This is a genomic window from Pseudescherichia sp. AS216 (genome assembly GCF_037152055.1).
Classification (GTDB): Bacteria; Pseudomonadota; Gammaproteobacteria; order Enterobacterales; family Enterobacteriaceae; genus Pseudescherichia.
Genome location: NZ_JBBCMV010000002.1, coordinates 180617 through 193696 on the forward strand (window position 1 = coordinate 180617; position 13080 = coordinate 193696).

Consider the following 13080-nt stretch of genomic DNA (forward strand, 5'->3'; position numbering starts at 1 on the left):
CCTCAGAACCTGACATTCAAATCAAATGCGAGGGAGATATTCCGCTCACGCTTACCATCGTAGGGACGTTTATCCCAGGTCAGCATCAATCCGCCTTCCACGACGTTGTTCCACTGAACCCGTTGTCCATACCCAAACTGATTTATTGCCCCGACGCTGTGGCCTTTCTGCCAGTAGGCCCCTGCCCCAGCGGCAATCTCCTGCTTCCATATCGTGTCGTAGTGCTGATACATCACATGCTCAGCGGTCAGCGCTGGTACCACAGAGAGATCGCGTTTCGGGTTGTAGTAGTAGACATCCTCCTTGGTGTTCGTACTGCCGCTAATGCCCGGCGTGAAGTCGAGGGTAAAGCGCGGGGCGGTCCACAGCCGCTCTTTGCCGCTCAGGCCGTACTCGATGCGATCGTTATCATCAGAGAAGTGCGAGGCAGCGAACGAGAGCTGATACTCCCGGCGCTCGGTCTGGTGCCAGCGCAGATAGAGATCGCCGCTGTTGGCATAGACGTTGTTGCGCAGGGCACGCAGCGGGGTATTACGCGACAGCCGCTCCGCAGAGCCGCCCAGCCGCCAGTTGTCATTGAAGTCATGCCACGCCGACAGACGACCGCCGGTCTTCTGCCCGTCGCCGTAGTTACGCGTCGATACCTCCATTTCGGCCCAGTAGTCCCGCGCCGTCCACTCAGTACCGACGCCGAGATCGCGGTTGATCCCCTTGCCCTCTTCAAATTCGCCGCTGGCGAAGTTGTAGGCCGTAAAGAGCCGCCAGTTGTCAGCGATCGGCGGGCTATAGAGCGCCGCGTTAAAGATGAAGTCGTGCTGGCCGCTGACCGGGCTATCAGAGGAGATCCCCTGTGAACCGTTGATCCGCAGCTCGCTCTTGTGGTGCACCTCACGGGCGCGGGCGAGGCGCAGGGAGGATTCATCATCCGGGCTGCGGGCGATGACGTCGTTGGTCAGCTCGTCCGCCTGCCGCCACTCCTGCAACTCAAGGGCGTTCCAGGCCTGCTGCTTCTCCAGCTCAAGGTTGCTTGGCTCGATGACCTCAGCCAGCTTCAGCTCGCGTTCGGCCTGGCGTGGCAGGCCACGGGCGAGCAGCACCGAGGCGTAGGTAATGCGCAGCGCCTGGTTGCCGGAGCCGGTACGCGCCAGCCACTCCGCGTGCTTCTCGGCCTCGGGCAGGTTGTTGGTCTCAATCTCATACTGGGTGAGCAGGCTCTGTCCCAGCAGCCAGCTATCGTTAGGCTGCGGCACGGGGGAACCCAAAACCCGCATCAGGTAGGGGCTCTTTTTAACCAGATCGTCAACCTGGCGCTTCGCCGCCGGGTAGTTGCCGCTGTCGATATGGGCATAGAAGAGATCCTGCTCATCGTCTTCGGTCAACGGCGTCACCGGGATCGGGCCGTTGGGGTAGTAGATCGCCATCAGCATCTCTTCGGCTTTCTGCGGATCTTTCTCCGCCAGGTAGGCGGAGGCTACCCAGCGCCTGGCGTAGTCCGGGATCGGCTGGCCGTCGGCGGAGAGCGACTCATACTCCTTCACGGTCTCTTTGGTACGCTTGCGGATCACCAGCGCGCCCAGGCGGTCAATACGGGCGCGACGCACGTCGGCCTGCGCCGAAGGATCGTCCTTCCAGGCGATCAGCAGCGCGTCGTAGCGGGCGATGGCTTTATCGGCGACGAGGAAACGCTCCTCTTCGTTACGGGTAGGGGTAAACGCCGAACGCACGGTCTGGGCAACCGCGTCCAGCTCCAGCCGCCGCTCAAGGGGGCCCGAAGCCACAGAGGGCGGGGTCAGATCCAGCGCCGGACCGGCAATACGGTTGGCAGAGAGCACCGCCAGCTTGGTGGACTGGACACTTTTGTTCTGCGGATCCAGCGCCTCGGCGCGGCTGGTCGCCAGCAGCGCATCCCAGTTTTTACCCTGCGAATGGTAGACGTAGGCTACCAGCGCATCACGCTCGGCCCCCGGCTCCTCCGCTGCCCATTTGTTGGCTTCGGTGATCGCCTGCTCGTTACGGCGGGCGTCGGCCAGGGTCATGATCCAGCCGGTACGTGCATCAGCACTCTTTGGATCGTCCTTGAGGACGTTCTCCCAGACAGCCAGCGAGGCATTCCAATTTTTCTGGTTACGCAGCGCGCGGGCGACAGCGATTCGCCCACGCGGCGGAATCTGAAGGCGATCCTGATAGCGCTGCCAGATACGGACCGTCTCGGCATTGTCATCTGCCCAGGCGGTAACCTGCAGCCAGTCAGCAACCTGATCGGGCGTGAGCGGCGTCTGCTGTTCCTGAGCCTTTAAGTAATTTAGCAGCGGCGCTCGCTCCCCTTCGCGCGCCTGTACAATCAGGGCATCGTATTCAGGAGAGGCTCCGTACGCGAACGCTGGCAGCATAATACTTGCAGTAAATAAGCACGTGCCGGAACGAAAGCGTTTTACTAAATTTTTACGTCGGTGAATGCTGAACATAGCTGTGCTGTCCTTATTTCCTTATGCCGGAATAAATAAGCATTATCATTAATATGGTGCTGCAATATGCGAGGGGCATCCCCGCGCATCACGGTAATTTATTAGCTTTCACGAAAAATTAATTTAAATTACTACTTTCTTCGTATTTCAATGGATTCCAGAGTGTATTAAGGCACGTTTTAATAATAAGATCTCGATGTGTGCAAACGTTAGCAGTGGAATATTTATTTTGCCATCACTGTTAAACAAGTCACGTTAAAAAGAAAATTTTAACACCACTTTTTCTAATACTTTTGGCGTTTAATATCGCCAAAAAGCAAAAAACAGCCGCGCAATGGTAATTTTATCTGTGCAGGTAAAAGTTGACTTATTTTATAAAAAGGGTACTTTTCAGGACATGAAGACGTTTCTTATTATTGTCCCTGATGGCGGTATGTTATTTGAGGCCGCCGGTATCGCCGATATTCTGATGCACGCTAACCGCCTGCATCTGGAAGAGTTTTCCTCTGCTCGCTATCGGATAGACATCGCCACCACTCAGCCCCACCAGGTCATTCATGGTCAGTCCGGGTTAAATCTGCTGGCGGATTTCAGGCTGGTGGATCTCGATTATACCGAGCCGCGGGATACCATCATGGTCACCGGCAAAGGCATGAACGAGCAGGAGAACAGCGCGGTTGTTGACTGGCTGCGTCTTGCCGCTCCTCATGCGCGTCGGGTGGTCTCTATCTGCGGCGGTGCGCTGTTGCTGGCGCAGGCGGGACTGCTTGATGGTCGTCGGGCTACGACCCACTGGCGGCGGCTGGAGGAGATGCAGTCCCACTATCCGTTGGTGAAGGTGGAAGGCGGGCCGCTCTATATTCAGGATGGCCATATCTGGACCTCTGCCGGGGTCAGCTCCGGCTTCGATCTTACGCTGGCGTTGGTGGAAGAGGACTACGGCTTTACCCTGGCCCGCGACGTGGCTCAGGATCTGGTGATGTATCTGCGTCGTCCCGGCGGACAGATGCAGTTCAGCCGGTTTCAGCTGCTTGATGTCGACGGCTCCGGCCCGATTGGCGACGTGCAGCGCTGGATCCAGCAGAACCTGACGGCCGATCTGTCGGTCGAGGCGCTGGCAGATCGGGCAGCAATGAGCCCGCGTAACTTTACCCGCGTCTTTACCCGCGAAACCGGAACCACCCCTGCCCGGTATGTCGCAGAGGCGCGTCTGGCCGCCGCCAGAGACCGTCTTGAGCAGACCATGGATACGCTGGAGCGCGTGGCGGTAGCCACCGGTTTTGGCAGCAGCATCAATCTACGCCGAATTTTCGAGAAGCAGCTCAAGCTCACGCCCGGCGAGTATCGCCAGCGTTTTCACAGCCGCAAGATGGCGTAAAGTGATCCTTTTTTGTCATTTACGCCATTACGGGCGCGACCTACTCTGATTCCAGTTACAGCATAACAGGAGTACATCATGGTTAAGGTCGGTATTAATGGCTTCGGCAGGATCGGTCGCAACGTGCTTCGTGCCGCGTTAGGTAATGCAGACGTACAGATTGTGGCAATTAACGATCTGACGGACAGCAAAACGCTAGCGCATCTGTTAAAGCATGACTCATTGCTGGGGACGCTTCCCGTACCGGTGGAGGCAGCAGAAGGTGAACTGAAGGTAGATGGAAAACCCGTTAGGGTCTTTTCCGAGCGCGATCCAGCGGCTATTCCGTGGTCCAGCGTCGGCGTTGAGATTGTGATTGAGGCCACCGGCTTCTTTACCGATCGCGAAAAAGCCGAGGTGCACATCACCCACGGCGGCGCTAAGCGGGTGATCATCTCTGCCCCTGGCAAAAACGACGATCTCACTATCGTGCTGGGGGTCAACCACGAGAGCTACGATCCGCAGAAGCACTTTGTGGTTAGCAACGGCAGCTGCACCACTAACGGCCTGGCTCCTGCCGCTCAGGTGCTGCATCAGCGCTTCGGCATTGAGCATGGTCTGATGAACACCACCCACGCTTACACCAACAGCCAGGCGCTGCACGATCAGCCGGAGAAAGATCTGCGCGGGGCGCGTGCCGCTGCCCTGTCGATTGTCCCCTACTCCAGCGGCGCGGCGAAGGCGCTCGGCAAGGTTATTCCTGAACTGGAAGGCCGCCTCACCGGCTACTCGCTGCGCGTGCCGGTCCCGGTGGTGTCGATTGTCGACCTGACCGTGACCCTGAAACGTGACGTGACCGTGGACGAGGTAAACGACGCTTTCCGCCAGGCCGCCGCCGAGGGGCCGTTGCAGGGCATTCTGGGCTACAGCGACGAGCCGCTGGTCTCCAGCGACTATCAGGGCGATCCGCGCTCCTCAATTATCGACGGTCTCTCTACGCTGGTCATCGGCGGGAACTTGGTTAAGATCCTCGCCTGGTACGACAACGAGTGGGGCTTCTCTAATCGTCTGGTTGACCTTGCTAAACTAATGGCCCAGCGCGGTTTATAAATGTTGTAAATACTCTCTACAAAAAATGCCAGTTACCGAAGAAGTCACTGGCATTTTTAGCTTAATTAAAAGCGTGGCTTACGCTGTTTCAATATGAAAAGTTGAAAGGATAATCTCCAGACAACGTTTATTCGCCTCGAAGTGGTAGTCGCTATGATTGCGGTGTCTGCCGACCAGCTCTGCGTAGCACCAGATTTTGCCTACGCTAAAGATATAGCACTGGTACATAGCGCGCATTTTTTCCTCGGCGCTGACGAGCTCGCCCTGGCAGGTGGAGAGCGTTTCTCCCAGCGAGGGGCTAAACTCATTCTTAACCGTGCTCAGCGCTTCAGTGGTCAGCGTGACGGCAGGCTCATGCTCATGGAAACGCTTGGTGGCAACCATGAAAACATCCTGCGCATTAAACAGCGTCTCCTGCGAATAGAAGCACAGATTGATTACGCCGTAGTTGATATCGCCAAAGGTATGCTCAACCACCAGCCGCGTGTCCGTTAGCGCCTTCACCTGCCAGGAGTCAGGGATTTTAAAGCCGCTGCTGTTTTTATTACTCAGGCTCACGGTCTTCAACAGTTCCGCCAGGGCCAGATTACTGCGATGCATCAGATCCCAGTTCACCACCGTAAAGAACATATCATTTGCCAGCGCCGGATAGTCACGCGCTGCACAGGCCGCTTTAATCAGGAAGTAGTTGCCACCGCCCTCATCAGGGTTGTAGTCCTTCTGCACGGTAAAGCGTGAGATCACCTCATCCCCGGAAGAGTGGGTTTTAAGCGTCAGCACATCGGCAAACACACCGCTGCCGGCAGGATTGACAATCAAACGCTGGTTCAGCACTTTCTCGCCCATCAGCTCCAGCTTATTAAACAGCCAGTCCGCCGGGTTCATCTCCCACTCACAGCGCTCGTAAGCGGCCCACACTTCCATATAGGGCTGGGTATCATTGGTCACGTAGCGGCCAAGATTAGTCAGACTGACCTCGGCAATGTGCTGCGGAGCCAGCTCTGCCGGCTTGACGCGCTTGGGCAGGATCACCCAGTACTGAAGCATTTGCTTATCAGTAGAGGTGTACAGGCACTTCCAGTAGTTCGCCTCAATGTCTTCGTTGCTGGCACTGGAGGCGATGGGAAACGGGTAGTTACTCTCGGTATTCATAAAGCCTCTTTAACTTAGACCGCAGCGGTTAACCAGATGCCGTAGAACATAAGGAAAGCACCGAATGAAACTAAACATTTTGCCGCAATCAGCAAAACCGGTCCGAATTTATTCGAGATAGATGATATTTTCTGATAATTTTCAGCGTTGTGCACTTCATGGAATCCCATGATCCTTGCAAAAATGGTGCAAAGGAGAACAACCGCCAATTTCAATATCCATACACACAGGAAGGAGAGTGAGACAATAGCCGTATATTGCTTAGCTGTTGCTATTGAAAACAGAGAGAGCGACAGGGACAGCCATTTAAAAATATAGCCTATAATAAATGTCCCTAAAAGAATCAGCCCGAGCAGTAAAGCCATACGCACCCACTCTTTTTTAGAAAAACGGTCCTTTCCATTCCAGATAAAAAAGAGCGCTAATCCTAAAAAGACAATAAAAAATAGCCAATTCATTACTTCATCCCTCGTTTACACATATTAATCCCCTATAATGACTGTAACACAGCCGGTCTTGATCACGCCATCTCCGCTATCAGGAGCCGCACTGGCAGGCTTGTCATCGTCATCGAAAATAAAATTCAGAATAGGTTTAATGGCTATTTTAACGTTGGCGTCGGCTTTAAGCCCGAGCGCGAGAGCAACTTCCCCTGCAACCTTAACATTGACAGAATAATCTGTTGCATCAACAAAGGCCGCTAACCCAGCCGATGCACCAGCACTCCCTACGCTACCTCCGAGCTTGCCATCAGCAACAATCACACCGAAGAGATCGGCTTTTGCCGTACCTTCACCTTTGATCCCGGCAGCCTCGGCACCCAATTCAACGTTAAACCCGTAACGTCCTTTGTTCCCTTTGTACATTTCGCTGACGGCCTTCGCTTCGGCGGTCCCTACGGTAAAGTCTCCACCAACGCCGCCGTACAGGACACCCTCTTTACCGAGACCACCTGAGGCACCGTACTGCATGCCTGTTGCGGTTGCGCTCGCGTTAAGGGCCGCATAATCTTGCCGATCGAGAACCAGACCACCGCTCGCATTTGCGGTAGCTAACTTAGTGCGAATCTCGCCTTTAGCGAGATCCTTGCTTTTCATGTTCCCGACGGTGATATCCGCAAGGGAAAAGCCAACGGAAGCGGTATCAAGCTTGCCCAGCTCCGTTTTATCCTCAAGGCTGGCATAGGCGCCCAGCACGCGGGCATCGTAATGGTCGCCGTGCATCATGCCATCTTCACCGGCCTTTTTCGCCAGCGTGCCGCCCCAGTACTGCGGTGCGGCGGGTTTCGGCGCGGCGGGTGCAGGCGAGCCGCCGGTGTTGCACTTGGTCTGATCCCCCAGACGGGCCAGCGGCACACCGTTTACGAAGACCGTGCTGGATCCACCGACGATCGCGCCGCTGCCGTGCTTTGAACACGATAAGGTGTCGCCCTTACGTGCGGCAGGAAAACCACCGATGATCACATCGGGGCTTCCGGACTGTATTGGACCGGTATGCGCGCTGGTGTCGATTGTTGCTCTCGCAGCAGGCTGTCCCATAATCACTATCCCTCTGCTGAAATTAGCTGTTAATTTTAACGACAGCGCCTTTAATATCGGTCAGGTTGGTTCCGCTGATATTAAGCGTATTATTCACTTTCAGCTCGCCATCTTTACCGCCGCCCAGCTTGGTCATCTCCGTGCCTTTGAAGGAGGCTTCGGTAATACTCTCTGCCTTCAGCGTACCTTCTCCAACAATAATTTCGATGGTCGACGGCGTGATAAGAATATAGTTATCCTTCACCTTGAGCTTGATAGAGGTGTTAGCCTCCAGCAGGGCATTACCGTCTTTATCCATAGTCAATACGGTTTGGTTTTCGCCGACGTTAATCTTGTGCTGACTTCCGGTATTGCTGGTTGAGTTCACCCCGACGTTTACATCGCGGTTGCGCTTAACCTTGACGTGTTCATCCTGACCGATAGTTTTTGTCCGATCGACACCGACGCTGTGGGTTTCACTGTTTTCAATGTCGGTGTCCATGTTCCTTTCGGCATGCACCCAGATCTGCTCGGCCCCCGCCTTGTCCTCAAAGCGCAGGGCGTTGGCGTTGTCTTTGTGCCCGTCTTTACTCCGGCTGTAGAAGCCCATCTGCGTGGCGGCAGCGGGTAAGGCCCACGGCGGCATACTGCCTTCGTTGTAGACGCGCCCGGTGATGATCGGGCGATCCGGATCGCCGTTGATAAAGTCGATCACCACTTCATCACCCACGCGCGGGATCTGCACGCTGCCGTAGCCCTGGCCCGCCCACGCGCTGGAGACGCGGATCCAGCTGGAGCTGGTGTCATCCCCTTTCGCCAGTCGGTCCCAGTGGAACTTCACCTTCACCCGGCCATATCTGTCGGTCCAGATGGATTCGCCTTCCGGGCCAACCACGCGTGCGGTCTGCGGGCCAAAGGTGCGCGGCCAGGGTGTGGCCTGCGCCGGACGGAACACCACCGACGACGGGATGACCGAGAAGTCGATGCGGTGAATGGTGAAGCCATCCGCGCCGCTGGCGTAGCGGTTCTCTTCAAACTGATAGTGCACCGCCGTGGTGAGATACTCGCCGTTGTCGCTGAAGAAGGGGGCGTTCAGCAGGGCAAACGTATAGCCCGGCGCGATGCCCATCGCCGTCGCGGTGGCATGGATCTCCTGGTGCTCCACCTGCCAGCGCTCTTGGCGAATACGGGCATAGAACTCTCCATGGCCGTGCTCGACGAAACGCCCCGGCCAGTCGTAGACGTCAATCCCGCCCGGCTTCGGCGAGGTCGGGTTCTGCTGGGCCTTGAACAGCCACGCGTTCGGCTTGCGGAAGTCGTAGTCGTCAAGGCTGTAGATGCCTGGCGTCACGCTGTCGGCCAGCGCCCACTGACCGATGCCCTCTTCATCCGTGCTGCCGCCCGACGGCGTCATGTGGTAGGGGATCATCTCGTAGCCGCTAAAGGGCTCATGCTGGGTCGCGGAATCAGTTAACACCAGCGTGTGGCGATCCGCTTCATGTTTGAAGTGGTAGGTGATACCTTCCAGCTCCATCAAGCGGCTGATGAAGTCGAAGCTGCTCTCCTGATACTGAACGCAGTACTCCCACACCCGGTAGCTTGAGACCAGGCGATCCTCGATATTGACCTGGCACTCGCCGAGCAGGGTTTTAACGATCTGCGGCACCGTCTGGCCCTGGAAGATGCGCAGGTTGCGGTCGCGCGTCATTGGCCACAGATCGGGTTCAACGATCAGCTCATATACCGCATAGCGCGATCCAGACAGCTCTACCGCGCTCACGCCTACCTTAGTGATTTTGCCGTTAATATAGCGCGGCGACAGCAGGCTCTGCGTCGGGATGGTGATAGTCACCGGCTGGCCCAGCAGCGTGCTGCGGTCAAGGCGGGCATCGGTTCCGAGCAGGGTCAGCGTTAGCGCGAACGTCTCTGAGAGCGCCTCACGGCCAGAGAGTTTCCAGAAAAGCAGTCCCTCAACGGGAAGCTGGACAGTGATACGGTTAAGCATAATCTTTATTCCATACGGTTTATGCGATGCAGATGATGTGATGGTAAATTAAAGGTGCTGGCAAGATTAACCTACCCAAATTAGTACCTGAGTTTTATTTCGATTCAGATTCGTCACGCTTGATGGGGTGTTTTTTAGCCACGTAGATGAGCGATCCTATTTTTAGCGCCTCAGACAGGATCAGCAGAGAGATGTTCATCCAGCCTCCTGCAACGCCTAACTTCCCGGCAAGTAAGGGAAAGAGCGCAACTGAACAGCGAAACGTCAGAAAACGCAGCACTTCCTGAACCAGGGCAAACTTGATAGCAGCCCCGCTTCTCTTGAAGAAAAGCCACGCTGAGATGAAAAAGGTGAATGGCGTAATGAGATATGCCAGATAAAACAGCCCCGCTAAGGGTCCCGCTGAGGCAAAAAAGAAGATCACCACCGCCAGGTTACCGGCCGCTGATGCCCACATATTTTCCAGCGACGCGATCGGCCCCATAATGTACCAGGCGATACCGATGACATCCATAACGCCCCAAAAGTAGAAGACCTTATCTCTTGTGGTCATAATTTATGTCTCATTTATTCAATGGGGTCAGGCGGCCACTTCTCGTGACGCTCATCCGCGTCACGCTTAACGGGGTATTTTTTTGCCACATACATCAATGAGCCTATCTTCAATATCTCAGCTGGAATCATGGCCATAACCAGAGATAGTGATAAACCAAGGTAGCCATCAGGCGTATCAACTTTGGCTAATATCGATAGAAAAAAGGGTATTGAGCAGCGAACCGTGATAAAGCGAAACACTTCCTGAATCAAAGCAAAACGGATGGCATAGTCACGTTTTTTAAAGAAAAACCAGGCTGAAAAGAAAAGTGACACTGGCGTAAATATAAAAATAAGAACATAAAGCGCCGTCCATACCTTACCCGCTGCGATAAAGTATATCGCCATAAATACACCACCACCCGCTGAACTGATGAGGTCACCCACAGATGAGAATGGCTTAATGATATAATAATAAATACAAATGACATCCATGATGCCCCAAAAATAGAAGACTTTTTCTTTTGTGGTCATAATCCGCTTCTCACTTTTTAACAGGGGCTGGTGTTCATCGCCACGTGCATCCCTGCACAATGAAAGTCAATGTCAGTGCAAGACACACCGATAATAATGCTTTCATTAACAACTCCCTGTTATATTAATAACTCTGCACCCGTTAAAGAGTTAATTAACGGGTTTAGCGGGTGGCGCAGGCGGCCACTTCCCGCCATGTTGGATCAGCTTCTCTTTTATTTTGATCAAATCTTGATAGTGTTCGTCGCCCTCTTTCGCACCCTTTAAAAGGCGCTGCAGCTGATTGCCCATCGTCCAGCCGAGATTGCTACGGATTTCAGGATCGGCGCCACGATCCAGCAGTAGCAGGACATGGTCATGCTTGCCATAATCCAGGGCATAGATCAGCAACGTATTTCCCAGCGAATCGGTAACGTTAATATTGGCTCCGCGATCCAGCATCGCTTTCAGCGTCTCGGTATTTTTAGCCTTGATCGTTTCCATTATGATGGGATCGTGATGCACTTTATCTTTCGCATCAGGCGACAAGCCTCCGTCCAGCAGCGCGTTAATCCAGTCTCCACTATCCCCTTGCAAAACAAATTCAGCCGGGCTGCTTCCACCGGCCGGGCGCGGCTGGAGCGGGTCTGCCCCCGCCTTCACCAGGTCGGTGATGATTTCTAACTGGGGTGCTGTTTTTTTATCGTTTATGGCATTGCTGAGCGCCCAGAACAGCAGCGTCATATCCTGCTGTCCGGGTTTATTGAGATCGGTTTCCGGTGCGAGTTTTTTTACCTCGTTAACTTCACCTTGCTCAATTGCCTTTGCCAGCTCGAGCTGCTGGCCGCTGAAGTAATCCTGCGGATTCAAATCCATTGTTTGCTTACACCCCTGAATCATAAACGTAAAGAGCAGCGCGAGGCTGAATGAAAAAATCGTCTTCACACTCGACTCCCGATAATCGCAATATCTTCATCTTTTTGCTGCTCAATGCAGTGAATAGCCTGATCGATACCGTGACGGCTGAGTGCTCCACCCGCTCCGCCAGGCAGATCGTGTGGAATACCCGCCGCGTTTGGGCTCAGAGCGGATATCTCTTCTTTAAGGAGAAGACCTCCCGGTCCAAAGTCCTTCATGATACCGGCGTCCTCCGACAGGTTGACTTCCTGAAGCTTAGTCAGGAGTTCGCCATTAACGCGGTAGGCCTGGATATTGTCTGGACTACCCAACAGGCTTCCACCATATCTTTCTACGGTGCCGCTGTTTAGCCCTGCGGCGTTAAACGTCCATCCGGGTTTACCGCTGGCAATCGACGTTGCCGATGCCAGGCCACCGCCAAGGGAATGCCCGGCGATATCTACGTTCTGACCTGACTTGGCGATTAAGTTACCTATGCCCACCGCTTTTTCATAATATGGCGCACTCATCCCTGCTCCCTGCGACAAATTATTCGACCAGTCAGCACCGTTTTTAATTACTCGACCACCTTCCTCATTGAAGAACCAGGCTTTCAGCTCTGCTCCCGACGCCAACCCCGGCTCCCGCGATCCCCTGAAAACCACGGTAGGGTTCATATCGCTGCCGAAAACGCTGGGGTCTGGCTGATAAACACGCGCCAGAAAATCAGGTGCGACCTCTTTGTCATAAAGCATACTGCTCTTAAGGCCCAGCTTACTCAGCACCGCGTCATCATTACTGATATCTGTCCAGCCCTCTGGCACCCCCGGCGTCGCTTTCAGCGGGTCGACGGTTTTATAGACGTTCTCTGCAAGCTTCGCTTTCTCTACGGCGATATTGTTTGCTGCCAGCCGCTTGGCAGCAATTTGTGCATCCGGAAAGGGACTGGTACTCCCCTTGCCGATCAGATCTTTTCGTGCCTGCCAGCGCTGGGCCTTGGTCATCTCCTGGAGCTGTGCGGCATAGGTCTGATTGTCTTTTCCTGGTGTGGCCTGCTGTCCCACCTGAGGCGCTTTGGATTTCACCACATGCATTGCAGGGATCACGGTAGCTGGCGGACGTTCATACGCCCGCACCATGGTTTCGTAGCGGTCGATGACGGTGCTTACCGGATACGACCAGCTCAACCCCTCCTTCCCCGATGGGCCGAGCGTAAGCTCGCCCTCACCGTTGATGTAGAACATCTCCGTCGCCGCTGACCAACCGCGAGCGCTATTATCAATCGCCACCAGCCTGCCGATCTCCAGATCCTGCACAATAAGCTTTCGCGTATTGCGCCCGGACTGGTTCGGGTTGGCTCCGGTAACCCACTGAAGCAGATCGTAGCGCGTAAACAGCGAGCGTAATGAATTTTCCGGCACCGACATGATCCACTGCCCGGCGACCGAGGGCCGCATAATTCTATCGAACATCGCGGGCGGCACTTTTTCACTAAAAAGATAGATAAATTTAATGTTGTACATAGGCTTT

At 54.7% G+C, this 13080-nt stretch carries 11 protein-coding genes; 2 read left to right on the forward strand and 9 right to left on the reverse strand.

Features of this window, described 5'->3' with window-relative positions; all coding sequences use genetic code 11:
- Positions 1 to 2: 2 nt before the first annotated feature.
- The gene (gene pgaA, locus WFN61_RS06430; protein ID WP_257758379.1) at positions 3 to 2465 is read right to left on the reverse strand and encodes a poly-beta-1,6 N-acetyl-D-glucosamine export porin PgaA; all 2463 of its coding nucleotides are present in this window, start codon (positions 2463 to 2465) and stop codon (positions 3 to 5) included.
- A 397-nt stretch (positions 2466 to 2862) separates the two neighbouring features.
- On the opposite strand from pgaA, the gene WFN61_RS06435 reads away from it, so the two are divergent.
- Both WFN61_RS06435 and gap read left to right on the forward strand, forming a co-directional pair.
- Positions 2863 to 3843, forward strand: a complete 981-nt coding sequence (locus tag WFN61_RS06435) for a GlxA family transcriptional regulator (RefSeq protein ID WP_238081207.1) — start codon at positions 2863 to 2865, stop codon at positions 3841 to 3843.
- 78 nt (positions 3844 to 3921) lie between these two features.
- Positions 3922 to 4932 carry a type I glyceraldehyde-3-phosphate dehydrogenase gene (gap, locus tag WFN61_RS06440; RefSeq protein WP_257758380.1) on the forward strand — a complete coding sequence of 337 codons (1011 nt, stop codon included), beginning with the start codon at positions 3922 to 3924 and terminating at the stop codon, positions 4930 to 4932.
- Positions 4933 to 5010: 78 nt separating this feature from the next.
- Here gap and WFN61_RS06445 read toward each other — a convergent pair whose 3' ends face one another.
- From WFN61_RS06445 to WFN61_RS06480, 8 genes are all read right to left on the reverse strand, one after another.
- On the reverse strand, positions 5011 to 6084 hold the full coding sequence (locus tag WFN61_RS06445; RefSeq protein WP_257758381.1) for a hypothetical protein: 1074 nt from the start codon (positions 6082 to 6084) through the stop codon (positions 5011 to 5013).
- Positions 6085 to 6098: 14 nt separating this feature from the next.
- Positions 6099 to 6542 carry a hypothetical protein gene (locus WFN61_RS06450; protein WP_337038336.1) on the reverse strand — a complete coding sequence of 148 codons (444 nt, stop codon included), beginning with the start codon at positions 6540 to 6542 and terminating at the stop codon, positions 6099 to 6101.
- A gap of 24 nt (positions 6543 to 6566) precedes the next feature.
- Entirely contained in the window at positions 6567 to 7622 is a 1056-nt protein-coding gene (locus tag WFN61_RS06455; RefSeq protein ID WP_257758383.1) for a PAAR domain-containing protein, read from the reverse strand.
- 22 nt (positions 7623 to 7644) lie between these two features.
- Positions 7645 to 9606, reverse strand: coding sequence for a type VI secretion system Vgr family protein (locus tag WFN61_RS06460; RefSeq protein ID WP_257758384.1), 1962 nt, complete (start codon positions 9604 to 9606; stop codon positions 7645 to 7647).
- A gap of 94 nt (positions 9607 to 9700) precedes the next feature.
- Positions 9701 to 10159, reverse strand: coding sequence for a hypothetical protein (locus tag WFN61_RS06465; RefSeq protein ID WP_337038337.1), 459 nt, complete (start codon positions 10157 to 10159; stop codon positions 9701 to 9703).
- A 14-nt stretch (positions 10160 to 10173) separates the two neighbouring features.
- On the reverse strand, positions 10174 to 10674 hold the full coding sequence (locus tag WFN61_RS06470; RefSeq protein WP_337038338.1) for a hypothetical protein: 501 nt from the start codon (positions 10672 to 10674) through the stop codon (positions 10174 to 10176).
- A 150-nt stretch (positions 10675 to 10824) separates the two neighbouring features.
- Positions 10825 to 11553 (reverse strand): ankyrin repeat domain-containing protein, encoded by a 729-nt coding sequence (locus WFN61_RS06475; protein WP_144817912.1) that lies wholly within the window; start codon positions 11551 to 11553, stop codon positions 10825 to 10827.
- Between the two features lie 41 nt (positions 11554 to 11594).
- Positions 11595 to 13073 carry a phospholipase gene (locus WFN61_RS06480; protein ID WP_144817787.1) on the reverse strand — a complete coding sequence of 493 codons (1479 nt, stop codon included), beginning with the start codon at positions 13071 to 13073 and terminating at the stop codon, positions 11595 to 11597.
- Positions 13074 to 13080 lie beyond the last annotated feature (7 nt).